Below are 14875 nucleotides of genomic sequence, written 5' to 3' on the forward strand. Positions count from 1 at the left end.
AGGAAATGCCGGAATGGTTTAAAAACAAGCTTGCCCATTATGTGTTCGTTATGCTGCTCAAAGACACGTTAAGGAAGATTAATAACAAGAATAAACCTCATGATACGCGCCGCAAGTTCCGCTTATTGCCGTTGCGTAAATTGTCATTAATGGCGCTTCACCTGGTTTTACAGGTGAAAGGGCAAGATTTGGTGCAGCTACTGTACAAAGATTTTCTGATTCTATGGCGCGCAGGTAAATGTTACAACGGGCCGGATCCTCTGAGGTTTTAAATGCCGCATATACGGCTGCAGATAGGGCAATAGCAAATATGCAAATCATTATCAATTTAGCTCTTAACATCAGTAAGTATTTAATAGTTAATAATAGGATCGCAGATAGACTGCAGATAGTAAATGACAGTCGTAGTATTACAGGTGAACAATACATGAAATTAAGACAGCTGGCTGTGATAGAGCTGCGTTTATATGTATGCCGCTATTTTCGATCTGAATAGCTGGCGGGCTGATTATTAGTTGTTTGGGTGATATTATTTAGTCATCTTGTCAATGCGGTATAGCCTTCCGGTATTTCTCCCAGCCTGAATTGATTGACCATGTTATGCGCTAAACGTGTCGGTTCAGGAATGCGATATCTGCCTATACATTGTTTGATGATATCCACGCTGTCCGGGACATCTATTTTGTGTCCTGGTGAAACGAATACCGGTTTGACGGCATTTTTCGTGCGTAATACAGCGCCGACAACTTCGTTTTTATATATCAATGGAGAACTGCTGCCTGTTGTGGAAGCAGGTTCTTCGTATTGGCCGCAGAGGAGTGTTTTGGCACAGCCAATGGTGGGCGTATCGGCTGATACGCCAAAGTGACTTGCTATTCCCATACGACGCGGATGCGCTATCCCATGTCCATCTACCACAAGCAGATCCGGCTTTTGCGGAAGGTTTTCCCAGGCGTCCATTAAAGGCGGTACTTCGCGGAAGGCGAGATAACCTGGTACGTAAGGGAAAAGGACTTCTTTCTTTATGAGGGAATAACCGATCGGGAGCAGATCGGGAAAGCTGAGTAAGATGATGCCTGCGTAGACCGTAGTGCTGAATTTGTTGAAAGAGATGTCTGCACCGGCGATGATACTGAGGGGGAAGTTGCGGGGTTGAAGGAGGATGGAGTCGCGAAGGGAGTTTTGGATGATGGTGGCGTCCTGGACTTTGAGGTTGTCATAGTTTAAGTGTTGCATGTAAGTAAATTATGTGTGAGGGGAAGGAGTCAAATTTGGAGCCAAAAGTAGATGGTATCTCCGCCACTGGCACTACCCATATCTATCTATTTTTTTCGTAAATCCTTCTCACCAACGCATCGATCTTCCATTTATTATCCGGATCCCTGATACTTTTATCCATATACTCCAACGCATCATCCGATATCTGCCAACCCAGGGGTAAGACCGGCATGTATGCAGCTTTATTAACCGGTTCCGATGGTCGTATCAATTGATAGATATAACCTTCTTTCAGCTGCAGCATTGCATTTACACTATCTGCTTTATAAGTATTCCCCACCCAGTTGTTCATTAGAGCAGTAAAGGGCGCCGTCAGTTCAAATACGTTCTTTGCCTTTTTGATGGTATCTGTTTCTTTAATGGCATTTGGCAGGGATAACATGTAAAACTGTATCGAACTATCTTTCCTTCCGTCAGCCGACATAGCCGCCATTTCCAGACAACGTCTGATCTCAGCAGCTGTTTCTGCACCAGAGTTTTCTTTGAGTCCGCCGTCAAGGAAATGGTGTTGGCCATTATACTTTCCCTCCGGACTTATATAAGGAAAACGCGCACTCAGAAAAGCACCTGTGCTCAGACGGAGCTGCCGTCTGTCAGGAAAGGAAGTATCCTTATTGTATTGTTCCAATTCATCGTTCATGCGAAAGGCTACCGGAAAATCAAGCGGAGACAAGAGCACCGGAGCGGTGATTCCCTTCACGCCCTGATCAATATCGTACGTATTGGCAAACAGCAGCGGAATTTCATATCTGAGGACCGGATTTTTATCATACCAATAGTTCCGGAGGGGGAGACCGTAGTCGAATTGCGCCTGTTTTGAGGCATGTATTTCCCAGGTACGTTCCTGGATGCCGGCACGGTCATCCGGCACTTTAAAACCAAGAAATGACAACCAGATATCTCTGCCTAACAGGGGTATGAGCACCGGTGTCAGAAAGTCGTTTTTATAGAATGCTGCGTAATCAGCTGACGTCTTTTGTGGTTGTTGCAGTTGATGAAAACGTTCAGCACACAATACGGAAGCGCCTATTGTGCCTCCGGAAGCGCCGGAATAAGCAAATACATAGTGCTGAAAATCATAGTTTAAGGAACTGTCTTTTCCACTTAATGCTGCAGCAATCAATGTCGTGTCAATGGCATGTACGATTTTACTTGTCCAGGCAGCGGCTCTGATACCACCGCCATAAGCGTTGATAATAAAGACCGGATACGGCCTGTGATAATGATTATTATAAGCGCTTATTTCCGGCCTGCGGACTGCCAGCCATTGCTGTGCGTACTGATGAAGGCTGTCATATAAAGGAAGGGTGGAAACGGTATCTTTCTTTGTTTCGATAAACCGGATGCTATGGTATTCATTATTACTGGCGACAGACCGGACAAGTGCCGCAATCAACAGAAAGGTAATAAACTGGATCTTGTATCGAAGACCCAATATCAACAGCATCGATAGCACAAATATATAGAAGATGATACCACAGAAGACGATCGGCAATGTCAGGAAGCGATAACCACTATTAAAAGCAAACCAGGTCGGATTGAGGTTGGCTATCAGGAAAAAGATAGCAATGGCCGTCAGACTGAACATGATATAAGGCGTGATGATCTGTTGGTTTAAGCCTTTACGGATATTGGTGTATAACAGAAATGCAAAGGATAGGAGGAAAAAGTCCAGCGCGAAAAAAGCCAGAAAATAGGGTTTATCATTATTGTCCTGGAAGCCGAAGGCTAATACCGTACAAAAGACAATTACACAGATCAGTGCAACCAGCTTCCGGTTGCAGAACCAGCCATATTTTAAGATGAGATAGTACAGGATCATCAATATGATCAGCAGCATAAAGGGATTGATGAAGTCCAGCCAGTAATGGATACGGAAAACCTGCATCGCATTCAGCACACAGGCGCCTGGCAACATAAAACTAAGTGCGCCCAGTAATCTGCCCGTAAAAGTCTTCTCCCGATGCTGAGGCGCTTCATAATCCCAACTGCTAAAAAAGACATTGTGGATCGTGAAGGTTGTCCGGACGTTTGTGTCATAGTATTTTGGAAAATACCAGTTGGCCAGGGCAAAGAGTGTGATCACCAGCAGACTGACAGCAGGTCCGATACGATGGCTATTGATACTTAACAGCAAATCCTGTCCCTGATCCATTCCCCATAGTATCAGCAGGGTAAACAGCAACCCGATGATGACAATACGGAATGTCCAGATGGTTCGTAATACGAGAGACACGCTGAAGGAGAGGAACCTTAACGAATGATATAGTACCGCAAGTGCAAGTATACCCAGCAGACCAAATTTGATAAATGCCGGAATACTGACACCCAGGGCAAGATAGTGAGCTTTGTTATATGCTGCCAGCAGGATAAATATGTTTTCAATCACATCCATACATCCCGCCACAAGGGCCATCAGCAAGCCTGCTTTCAGAAAGAACGATGCAGGTTTTCCCGGTCTGCCGAGGCTTCGGTATACCAGCATACAGACAAGTAAAGTGTAAGTGATGATGAAAAGAAAATCCCAGCAGGTCTGATATTTTACAAGATGGATCGTTTGTTGTTCCCGCCAGGTGTCCAGCATCTTTTCTCCGGTGTGCTGACCGGTATTGAACTCAAAAGAAAGGATACCATCCGGACTTACCTTATTGGTAATCCCGGCATCAAAATGTGTTAGCCAGGCAGAAAGCAGCAGGAAGGTGATCAGTGTGAAGAGTAGCCATAACTCATTACCGGATATTTTCTTCATCGGAAAAGCAGGGTGACAGTTGTGATTGATTATCAATACTTCTGTTAACATAGGTCGTACCAAAAATGTTTTGGCCGACTTTATCCGGCTTTAGTGAAGAGATGACTTATCTGTCAGGTATAGTATCCTCCATTCCAGGGTGCGATAAAACCAATAGTATTACTGGGATATAAGTTGATGGATCCGGAAGGAGAAGGTGGTATCAGGCCGAGCACAAAATAGTAGAAGCCGGCCTTATTAAAATGACAGTAGTAATTCCGGTGCAAAACCGGTAGAGATGAATACCATGGCTAATCGAGCAGGCATAACAATGCTATTCTGGCACGGAATTCGTACTATATTTACCAGTAAACAATTTCTCTTTCTTAGCCTAAAAGGGTGGCTACAAATGGTAGCCTCAGATGAAACCCTTCTTTAATTTTGATCTGAACTGGGTAATGCCAGCATAGAAAAATAGGAAAGAATAAGGGTGGTTGCAAATCGCAGCCTAAAATGAAGACCCTTCATTATCGGAACTGGCTTACGCCAGCGTATAAATAGGAAAGAGAAATTTATCAGGAGTCCCGGCTTACACGCCGGGATTTCTATTTTATAGCAATACCTAACAAATAATGAAATTTTATATATTCGCGTATCCGTCTAAAGTGAGCAGTTGCTAATCAATTCATTGCAATCACCGCTGTTCCTGCGGAGTCTGATAATGGAGAATTACAGCGTCGTTATTCTGATCCTGGCTATTATGATCGGTCTGTCAGCTATTGCAGACAAGATCCGTCTGCCTTATCCTATATTGCTGATTACAGCAGGTATCGCTGTTGGATTTATTCCAACAATGCCGGTCATCGAACTGAACCCGGAAATCATTTTCCTGATCTTTTTACCGCCCTTATTGTATGATGCGGCATTTAATATGCCTGCCAACGAGTTCCGGACGCATTTTAATACCATCACCTCCCTGGCCGTCGGGCTGGTGTTTATTACCACCGTCGGGATTGCTGTTATTGCCTATTATATCATTCCAGGTATGACCTGGCCGCTGGCATTTGTACTCGGTGCGATCCTCTCAGCAACAGATGCCGTAGCTGCGATCGGTATTACAAAAGGGCTGGGATTGTCGCATAAAACAACGACGATCCTGGAAGGAGAAAGCCTGGTGAACGATGCCTCTGCACTGGTCGCTTATCGTTTTGCCGTAGCAGCTGTGACAGGAACTGCCTTTGTATTCTGGCAGGCATCTTTACAATTTGCCATTCTGTTGGCCGGAGGTTTTGCAGTAGGCTTTGTGATCGGTAAACTACTGTCGTTTATACTTGCGCGTATACATGGGAATGTAATGGTCACTATCAGTTTTATGCTGCTGATGCCTTTTGTGGCTTACCGGATTGCGGAGGAGCTGCATGTCTCCGGTGTCATCGCTGTGGTGGTACTGGGCCTGAGTATTTCCCGTTTCAGTAAAAAGATTTTCCCGGATGGTCTGAAGGATCAATCCAAGACAATCTGGGATGTGATCATCTTCCTGCTGAATGGTTTGATCTTTATCCTGATCGGATTACAATATCCTTATGTATTAAAACACATAGACAAAACGCAGGTGCTCCCATATCTGGGATACGCGTTCCTGATTACAATCGTCGCACTGGTACTTCGTATGGCGAGAGTATTTCTGCAGAAGGTCAATCTGCAAAGGGCATTTTTGTCCTCAAAACATCGCAGACGCCATAAGATGACAAGGGATACTTTGCTTGACTATCCTACCAGCGTGATAATCAGCTGGTCCGGTATGCGTGGTATTGTATCATTGGCCATCGCAATCGGTCTTCCGGACACGCTTGAAAACGGCGCACCTTTCCCCTTGAGGAATGAGATCATCTTTATATCGGTAGCGGTAGTATTATTTACACTAATAGGTCAGGGGCTTAGCCTGCCCTGGATCGTGAAGATGATGAGTAGATATAAGCGTCAGAATAAGCTGAGCTGATCACCACCTTTTTTCTTCGGCGGTTGTGCTTTGCCCATCACGGTACGGCCGCCGTATTGCCAGGACTGGTCTCTTTCTTCCTGGATCAGTTCTTCCAGCCGGGCGTTGGGAATGAAATCCTTTTCCACCTGTTGTGACAGTACGGATAATTTGCGGATCGCATCCTGTTTGTCGGACTGGCCGATCTTCGCCTTATTGACCGCATCTCTTAATACGCTGATTGTTTCGTCGTATACATTCACCGGAACAGGGAAGGGATGACCGTCCTTTCCACCATGTGCAAAAGAAAAACGTGCAGGGTCTGTAAAGCGGGATGGCGTACCGTGAATGACTTCACTGACCAGCGTCAGCGACTGTAAAGTACGCGGACCAACTCCTTCCAGCAATAATAAGGACTCAAAGTCGTGCAGCTGGCGTTCATGCGCTACTGCCAGTACACTTCCCAATCGCTTGAGATCCACATCTTTTGAGCGCACATCATGATGCGAGGGCATAATCAGATTTCTGATCTCGGGCAACAGGTGAGCGGGCTTTTCTTTCACCAGTTCAAGCATACCTGCTTTGGTGGACACTGCTTCTTTGTCGGTAAGATTAAGAATGAGTCCCTGATTTTTACCATAGATAAATGTATGCGGAGACTCCGTATATTCTTTGAAAGCTGCTGAATGCCAGTGATAACGCCGCGCCATACTGCTTGCGTCATTCATACCCTGTTGTACGATGGCCCAGTCGCCTTCGTCTGAGACAATAAAGGAGTGCAGATACAACTGAAACCCATCTTGTATGGCAGTGTTATCTACTTTAGCTGCCAGTTTGCTGCTGCGTACCAGTTCCTGTCCCGGTAATCCGGTCCGTTCTGCAATTGCCAGTAATTCTGCGGGCGTCTGACGGGAGTGTTTACCCTTTCCTCCACAGATATAGATACCCAGTTCCTGAGCCCTGGGATTCAATGCTTTTTTTAATGCGCCCATTACGCTGGTCGTGATACCTGATGAGTGCCAGTCCATCCCCAAAACACAACCCAATGCCTGAAACCAGCAGGGATCACTCAGGCGGCGAATGACTTCTCCTTTTCCGTAATCAGCGACAATGGTTTCGACTATAGCGCCTCCCAACAGGCTCATTCTTTGAGCCAGCCATGGTGGTACGTGACCGTAATGTAATGGAAGATCGGCATGCGACATATCTCTGTTCTCCTTCTAAAGTGGGTTCGCCTGAACGGCAAAATGATGAATATTTTTATCAGAAAGCAGGAATTCGGTGATAGCAGACATGGCGTGCGGCTTGCCGCTTATTTCGTATTTATGCTCTATCAGTGTATCCTTTTTCGTTTGTAACAGCAACTTATAATTTAATTTATGTTGCTGGAACAGTGTAATTATTTCGTGCTCTTTGTGTTGATCGGCCGGATAGCTGATCGTGTAGATGCGTTTTTCTCTCCATTTACCAATTTTCCCTTCGAGTGCTTTCAATCCTAATAACAGCAACAGGACTATTGCCAGGGAAAAGATGGCTAATACATAATGACTCATTCCAATAGCAATACCCAGGGCGGAGGCGATCCAGATGGTAGCGGCTGTCGTGATACCATCTATGGTGAAATCGCCTTTGAATATCACGCCGGCGCCTATAAAGCCAACGCCGGTCAATATATTGGAAGCAACACGATCAGGGCTATTGGGATAACCCATTTCCACTGAAAGTATGGTAAAAAGGGTACTACCTAGACAGATCAGCGTCAATGTACGCATACCAGCCGCCTTATGACGGTATTCCCTTTCCAGACCCAGCAGACCGCCAATGACGATCGCGACAATTACCTTGATGAACTGGTGGTGTTCAATATTCTCAAAAATAGTGTGTTCCATATTCATGTCCTGTCACAAATGTAAGCCTTGGCACAATTCTTTATGCATTTAGCAGAAATCATACTCTTTATTTAGTTATTATTTAGTTATTGTTTAACCTGGATAAATATTTAGTTAATCATGAGAACGCAAAACAAAGACCTCGGTAATAATGCTATAACCTTTCGTCTGGCTTTATGCAAAATCGGTATTACAACCTGTCTCGCTATTATACTGAGTCTCTTCCTGTTTTCCTGCGGTAGTTCTAGGGAAAGTAGTAATACGACAGATTCTTCCTCCGTTATACAGTCTGACACAACCAGTACGATCGACACAATGAACAGAGCTACGGACACATCATCCGTAAGACCTGATTCTATGCCGATTAAGTAACATTGTGTGTGTTAACCGTTTATTTTCGTCCACTATTTGTGGAAAAAAATGCAGGAACATATATGTAGCAACTTGTATTTGTTAACTTATAATAAGTAGTTTATGAAAAATACTCAGTTAAGTAAATATAAATACCTGTTATATACACTGTTATTAGCAGGCGGAACAAGCTTTATGGCATGTGGTGGAGGTTCGGGCAGTCACAGTGATTCAACCACTGTTGGCGGTACGGAACAACCAGCTGTTACACCAGATACGGCTCCGGCAGCGGAGGTACCACCAGGAGCTATTAATCCTGGGGAAGATTCCGCCCGTTATGGAACAGGGGTAGCGGATTCCAGCAGAAACAGGCAAAAGTAACGTTGATTACGAGTGGTATTACAGAAACGTATAATTACCTTCCGGTAATAGCTAGTACAGGCTTTTGTTGGAGATGGTCAAAAACAAGCCCCGTAACCGAATTAAACGACGCAGATTGGCTATTTAAGTCGTTGTTTTTTAGAAATATCAGCTGTGTTTGTAATCGGATTGATGTCTTGTAGCAAGCTCAATTCTACGCCCTAACAGGCGTACATTCGTAATTGACTATCGTCTTTTCAGAAAGGAGGTCCTTAGTGGCCTCCTTTATTTATTATAGTAAGGATAAAATATTTACCTTGTCTGCCCGTCATAACCTATACGACTCAGAGCGAAACTAAGAGACAATTCCGGATTGTTTATTCCTCCTTATTGATAATGCTTATCTAACTGATGCAAGACGACAGTACACAACAAAAGAAGCCTCTCCGTGCAGCAGCGTTAAAACGCACGTTCAGACTCTATAAATATGTTAAGCCATATTGGCCGGCCTTTGGTCTCGGTCTCCTTTTCCTTTTCATTTCCAGTGCCGCCAACCTGGCTTTTCCCAAACTGCTTGGGGAACTGGTTGATGCCGCCGGGGGACATCGTGTGACGAATGATCCACACCGGATCAACCAGATCGGATTGTTTCTGGCAGGTATTCTGATTGCCCAGGGGATTTTTGGTTACCTCCGTATTATGTTGTTTGTTAACGTAACAGAACGCTCCCTGGCATCCTTACGGCAGCATATCTATAATCATATGATCAAACTGCCGATGCGCTTTTTCCTGAACAGGCGTGTCGGGGAATTAGGCAGCAGGATTTCTTCAGATATCTCCCTGTTACAGGAGACGTTTACTACTACGGTAGCGGAGTTTATCCGTCAGCTGATTATTATTGTCGGTGGACTGGTACTCTTGCTGCATACCTCCGTACAACTGACCATCCTGATGTTGACAACCCTGCCGGTGATCATGGTGATCGCTTTTTTCTTTGGACGCTTTGTAAGACGTTATTCCAAGCTGGCGCAAAGTCAGGTTGCAGAGGCCAATACGATCGTTGAAGAAACCCTCCAGGGGGTATTGAATGTCAAGGCGTTCGCGAATGAATTCTTTGAGATGCAGCGCTACCATAAAAAGATCCGGGAAGTAGCGGCTACCGGTATGAAAACCGGGAAGTTCCGTGGTGCTTTCGCTGCCAGTATGATTGTAGGGGTATTTGGTGCGATGATCGGGGTGATCTGGCGGGGCGCTTTATTGATCGCCGAAGGGAAAATGGATCCGGGTATGCTGTTATCCTTTGTCCTGTATTCCAGTTTTATTGGCGGATCGGTTGCTGGTCTGGCGGAAGTATACGCCAGCATTCAGAAAAGTATCGGTGCGACGGAACACCTGCTGGAAATCCTCGATGAACCCGCGGAACCGGTGGAAGAAATGACGACTGTCGCCCCACAGGACCAGTTAACAGGACAAATCTCCTTCAACGATATCTCTTTCCATTATCCTACCAGGGAAGACCAGGAGGTATTACAACATGTTTCTTTTGATATCGCTCCCGATCAGCAGGTAGCACTGGTTGGCCCCAGCGGGGCTGGTAAGAGTACAATCGTTTCCTTACTGTTACGCTTATATGATCCACAGGAAGGCACTGTGCGGTTTAATGGGAAAGACGCGACCGGTTTTCCGTTATCAGCTCTGCGTAGTCAGATGGCGATCGTGCCACAGGATGTATTTCTCTTTGGAGGAACCATCAGGGAAAACATAGCGTATGGTAAGCCCGGCGCCGGCACGGAAGAAGTAAAGGCAGCGGCTGAGAAGGCAAATGCCTGGGAGTTTATAGAACGTTTTCCTGACGGACTGGATACGATAGTAGGAGAAAGGGGTATTCAGTTATCCGGCGGACAACGGCAACGTATTGCTATTGCGCGGGCAGTATTGAAGAATCCAAGGATACTGATACTTGATGAAGCTACTTCCGCTTTGGATTCCGAATCAGAAAGACTGGTGCAGGACGCGCTGGAAAAACTGATGGAAGGCCGTACCTCTATTGTCATTGCACACCGTCTGAGCACTGTGCGTCAGGCAGATAAGATCATTGTGCTGGATAAGGGGCAACTGGTAGAAGAGGGTACACACGAGGAGCTGGTACAGATGGATGGTGGATTATACAGGAATCTGAGTGAGATGCAGTTCTCACATTAGAGACTATACGCTGGCATACGATATTGTTTAAAATAAAAAAGAGGAACCAGTCAGTTCCTCTTTTTTATTGATAGTAGTTGGAAACTACATATATGGCTTCATCTCTTCTTCGATATTCTGTCTGAGGTGCATCAGTTTCTTCGCATAATTTTCCATCTCGATAGCTGCCGGTGTTTCAGGTACCCATTTCGGAACAGGCACTGTTTTACCAGCATCATCCACGGCTGCAAAGACCATTACACAGTGCGTCGTTTTTATACGTTCTTTACGACGGGGATTTCCTGCCTGTACATTAATAGAAATGTGCATACTGGAGTTACCGGTATAAATAACGGTTGCTGTGATCTCCACCATATCGCCGATTGAGATCGGCTTAAAGAAACGAATACCGCCCACGTATACTGTCACACAATATTGTCCGCTCCAGTTGGCCGCACAGGCATATCCTGCCTGGTCAATCCATTTCATTACGGCGCCGCCATGTACTTTACCGCCAAAGTTGACGTCTGATGGCTCGGCCAGAAAGCGGAGCGTAACGGTATTACTGATAGTATCGATCATAAGTATTCGGTTTTGAGCAGGTAAAATTAAAATTCTCCTTGATTGTTTTCCTGCTGATCTTGTTTTTTACCGTTTTTACGCTCTTTTGTATCCATTTTACCAAATCTGTAAGACACGTTCAGACGCAGTTCACGGGTAGCGCGCTTACGGTATCTTTCCTGTTCGGAGAAGGCGGTATTGGTAAATGACAGGTTACGATCTGTATTGAAGATATCGTTCAGTGCCAGGGATACTACCAGGTTCTTTTTCTTCAGGAACTCTCTGCGTAAAGCTACATCCGCAGAATACTGTGCCGCTCTTTCGCCCTGTGGCAGGATCTGCTTGGACTCATAGTTACCCGTCAACTGCAGGGTTGTATTCCACGGCAGTTTGGTATTACTGTTTACTTTACCGAACCAGATAAAGCCCTGATTGGTCAGGTTGCTCTGAAGGTTACCGGCATTGATCTTCTGCTGCGCCAGGTTTAAATTGGTGGTGATATCCCAGCCTTTCATGATCTGGTTACGTACGGTGAACTCGGCACCATAAGCATTACGGGTGTTGGCATTCACCGGGTAGGACAACACCACTTTCTGATCCTGACCATTGATGTTCAGGGTCGTATCTGTATAGAAATCAGTGATAGCTTTTTCAGTATTTCTGAAGTAAAGCGATACCAATACGTTATGTTTTCGATTGAAATCTTTCAGATAACTTAATTCAAATGAGTTGGTAAACTCAGGACGTAGCGCCGGGTTACCGCGGTTGGCGCTCTGTGCGGTGTATTCCAGGTTAGGCAACAGGTCGCGGAACCATGGACGACGTACACGGCGGCTATAATTCAGCTGCAGTTCGTGATCTCCTTTGAATTTCTGAGAAAGGAACAGGCTTGGGAAGAAACTGATCGGATAATCAATTTTATAGCTGCTTTTACTCAGTACCCTTGTTTCACCGTCGTAGAAGGACTGTTCTGCACGCAGACCACCCTGGTAGCCAAAATTGCCGATAGTACCGGAGTAGCTGGCGTAAGCGGCATTGATGGTTTCAGAATAACGGTAGTCATTGGAGAGAGAAGAATCCAGTACATCGCGACCGGTCGTGAAATCTCTGCCCATGGTGGTCAGTTCGTTATTGAACTTACGGGTCGTGGTACGCAGACCTGCCTCGATCTTGGAATTCTCTGTCAACGGGTTTACATAATCGATCTGACCAGTAATATAGGTGGTATTACCAGCACCGCGGCCATAACGTGCCTGCGGGATATTCGGAGAGTCGATCGGCTGATGGCCCAGACTATAATATTGTAAGGAATAGTCGGAATTATCTTTGGATGTCGCGTAGTTATAGTTAAAGTCGGCAGTCAGCTCATGGCCTTGTTTGGCGAAGGTGTGCTTATAGCCGATCTGGGTGCTGTAATTACGGAAGTTGTGATTGGAGTTATCGATACCGGTACCATAACGTACCTGGTTTCTGTTAGCGTCCAGGTCATATAATGTCAGGTCGCTGTTGTCTTTGAAATCACCTGCCATGATACCCTGGGCGATGGTGAAGGTATTGCGGTTATCCATGAACCAGTCAAAACCAACGCGTCCGAACTGGAAACGACGACCATTTTCGCCTTCATTATATTGATCCAGGAAAGTCGTGGTGTCTGCGCCGATATTTTTACGGAACAGGTGGGAGCGGGCATTGCCCTGACGGCTTCTCAGGTTATAGCTGAGGGAAAGGTTATATTTCTCTCTGCGGATGTTAAGGTCTGCGCCTACGTTACCACCGCCGATAGAAGAAAGACCACCGGTAACCTGACCGTTGATACCTGCCTTACGGTTCTTTTTCAATACAATATTGAGGATACCGCTGACACCTTCTGCGTCGTATTTGGCGGAAGGGTTGGTCACCACCTCTACGGAGGCGATGGCATCAGCCGGGATCTGATCCAGGGTGAGGGTAGTAGGGCGGCCATCCACAAAGATGGTCGGAGAGCCGTTACGTACGCTCACATTACCATCAATATCTACGTTGACAGACGGCACCTGTTTCAATACATCTGTTGCGGTACCACCCACATTGGAAATATTTTTATCCACATTGAAGACGCGTTTGTCGATCGCCATCTGGAAAGAAGGTTTCTCTGAAACGATCTCTACACCCGCCAGGGATCTTACATTTGCACTCAATTTAATATTACCAATATCTACACTATTATTTTTACCTGTAATTGAAATTGTTTTATAAACGGTTCCATACCCGATAAAATTTACCTTCATGATATATTTACCTAAAGGAATTTCAGGAAAGTTGAAATCACCGTTTGGTTTTGATAACATACCGGTAGCAACACTGGAATCTGCTGCACGGAGCAGGGCGACGGAGGCATATTCAACGGGGGCGTTGGTAGTTGCATCGACGAGTTTTCCGTATAGGGAGCCGTTTTCCGCCGGTTTTTGACCCGGTTGCTGTGCGTGGACGATCGAAAGGAATGTGAGCATCATTCCCAAACATAAAGAGACAATTTTCTGCATGATCCAAAATACTTTTCTTATAATAGCCTGTAACTGACATAAAAGTAGCCCGATTTAAAAAAAGATTGCGGCACTAATGGATGAATGGCGCGTAGGGTTATGTATCTTTACAGCCGACAGTTACATTTTTCGAATCAATGCATTATGCCTGACGCTTACCAACCTGACTGGGACATATACACTTGCCATATAGAAGACAAACCGGCTATAATAGGGCTGGACCTTGGTTTACGACGTTTTGCGCCCTTAACCAGGAAGCCGTACTCTATATTTATATCAGTGTATCTGAAGCATCCCCGGCCAGACGGATTTCCACATGGAGACGAATTCTCCAAACTGGGTGTGATAGAGGATTGTCTGGTACAGCAACTTGAGACCTCGTTAAACGCACATTTCGTAGGCCGTACGATATCAAACGGTGTGAGAGATTTTTATTTTTATAGTTCCAATACCTCCGGATACGAAGAATCTATCGCGGAAGCGATGGCGCAATTCCCTGATTACAGGTACGAATGCGGCATGAAAGAGGATAAGACCTGGGAATTATATTTCGACTACCTGTTCCCCGATACACAGGAGTTACAGCGTATCCACAACCGCAAAGTGTTGCGTACGCTGAAACAACATGGGGACATTGCCGAAAGAGAACGTATCATAGATCATTGGGTGTATTTTTCTGCTGAAGCTGAAAGAGAAATTTTCGGACAGCAGGTAGAACGGCTGGGCTTCGCTATTGAAGGACGCCCGGTGGACGAAAAAGGCCCTCAACCTTATGGATTGAAGCTTTCCCGTAATGACCGTACAGACGAGGAAAGCATAGACTCCGCAGTAATGATGCTCTGGGAGCTTGCTCAGGAGGTGAATGCACGTTATGACGGATGGGAAACCGTGATAGTGGCACAATAATTAGTTAATTTGTTACAACTGTTACATATTCTTTACGTTAGTAAAGAAAGATGCTTGCTTATTACTTCTGAGATCGAGTGAGAAAATCGCTAAAAATATTAGTATATTTTTTGATTTGCTA

At 45.4% G+C, this 14875-nt stretch carries 12 protein-coding genes; 5 read left to right on the forward strand and 7 right to left on the reverse strand.

What is annotated here, in order from left to right:
- Positions 1-78: 78 nt before the first annotated feature.
- From CPIN_RS38690 to CPIN_RS20170, 3 genes are all read right to left on the reverse strand, one after another.
- A complete protein-coding gene (locus CPIN_RS38690; protein WP_148230600.1) occupies positions 79-342 on the reverse strand; it encodes a hypothetical protein in 264 nt (87 codons plus the stop codon).
- A 195-nt stretch (positions 343-537) separates the two neighbouring features.
- Entirely contained in the window at positions 538-1236 is a 699-nt protein-coding gene (gene nfi / locus CPIN_RS20165; protein ID WP_012791692.1) for a deoxyribonuclease V, read from the reverse strand.
- Between the two features lie 82 nt (positions 1237-1318).
- Positions 1319-4027 carry a hypothetical protein gene (locus CPIN_RS20170; protein ID WP_187294669.1) on the reverse strand — a complete coding sequence of 903 codons (2709 nt, stop codon included), beginning with the start codon at positions 4025-4027 and terminating at the stop codon, positions 1319-1321.
- A 652-nt stretch (positions 4028-4679) separates the two neighbouring features.
- On the opposite strand from CPIN_RS20170, the gene CPIN_RS20175 reads away from it, so the two are divergent.
- Positions 4680-6005, forward strand: a complete 1326-nt coding sequence (locus CPIN_RS20175; RefSeq protein ID WP_245552017.1) for a Na+/H+ antiporter — start codon at positions 4680-4682, stop codon at positions 6003-6005.
- On the opposite strand, the gene CPIN_RS20180 is transcribed toward CPIN_RS20175, so the two are convergent.
- A complete protein-coding gene (locus tag CPIN_RS20180) occupies positions 5987-7189 on the reverse strand; it encodes a DUF763 domain-containing protein (protein WP_012791695.1) in 1203 nt (400 codons plus the stop codon). The two genes, CPIN_RS20175 and CPIN_RS20180, sit on opposite strands and share 19 nt — an antisense overlap.
- A 15-nt stretch (positions 7190-7204) precedes the next feature.
- The gene (locus CPIN_RS20185; protein ID WP_044222058.1) at positions 7205-7873 is read right to left on the reverse strand and encodes an MgtC/SapB family protein; all 669 of its coding nucleotides are present in this window, start codon (positions 7871-7873) and stop codon (positions 7205-7207) included.
- Between the two features lie 120 nt (positions 7874-7993).
- Here CPIN_RS20185 and CPIN_RS20190 point away from each other — a divergent pair, with 120 nt between their 5' ends.
- From CPIN_RS20190 to CPIN_RS20200, 3 genes are all read left to right on the forward strand, one after another.
- The gene (locus CPIN_RS20190; protein ID WP_012791697.1) at positions 7994-8245 is read left to right on the forward strand and encodes a hypothetical protein; all 252 of its coding nucleotides are present in this window, start codon (positions 7994-7996) and stop codon (positions 8243-8245) included.
- Positions 8246-8347: 102 nt separating this feature from the next.
- Complete coding sequence (locus CPIN_RS20195; RefSeq protein ID WP_012791698.1) at positions 8348-8605, forward strand: hypothetical protein; 258 nt, start codon at positions 8348-8350, stop codon at positions 8603-8605.
- Between the two features lie 390 nt (positions 8606-8995).
- Positions 8996-10786, forward strand: coding sequence for an ABC transporter ATP-binding protein (locus CPIN_RS20200; RefSeq protein ID WP_012791699.1), 1791 nt, complete (start codon positions 8996-8998; stop codon positions 10784-10786).
- 84 nt (positions 10787-10870) lie between these two features.
- Here the strand turns inward: CPIN_RS20200 and CPIN_RS20205 are convergent, their stop codons facing one another.
- Positions 10871-11347, reverse strand: a complete 477-nt coding sequence (locus tag CPIN_RS20205; protein ID WP_012791700.1) for an acyl-CoA thioesterase — start codon at positions 11345-11347, stop codon at positions 10871-10873.
- A 26-nt stretch (positions 11348-11373) separates the two neighbouring features.
- Positions 11374-13848 carry a TonB-dependent receptor gene (locus CPIN_RS20210; protein ID WP_012791701.1) on the reverse strand — a complete coding sequence of 825 codons (2475 nt, stop codon included), beginning with the start codon at positions 13846-13848 and terminating at the stop codon, positions 11374-11376.
- Between the two features lie 144 nt (positions 13849-13992).
- On the opposite strand from CPIN_RS20210, the gene CPIN_RS20215 reads away from it, so the two are divergent.
- Positions 13993-14754: a DUF695 domain-containing protein gene (locus CPIN_RS20215; protein ID WP_044219259.1), complete on the forward strand. Its 762-nt coding sequence runs from the start codon at positions 13993-13995 to the stop codon at positions 14752-14754.
- Positions 14755-14875 lie beyond the last annotated feature (121 nt).

Origin of the sequence: Chitinophaga pinensis DSM 2588 (assembly GCF_000024005.1) — a bacterium.
GTDB lineage: Bacteria > Bacteroidota > Bacteroidia > Chitinophagales > Chitinophagaceae > Chitinophaga > Chitinophaga pinensis.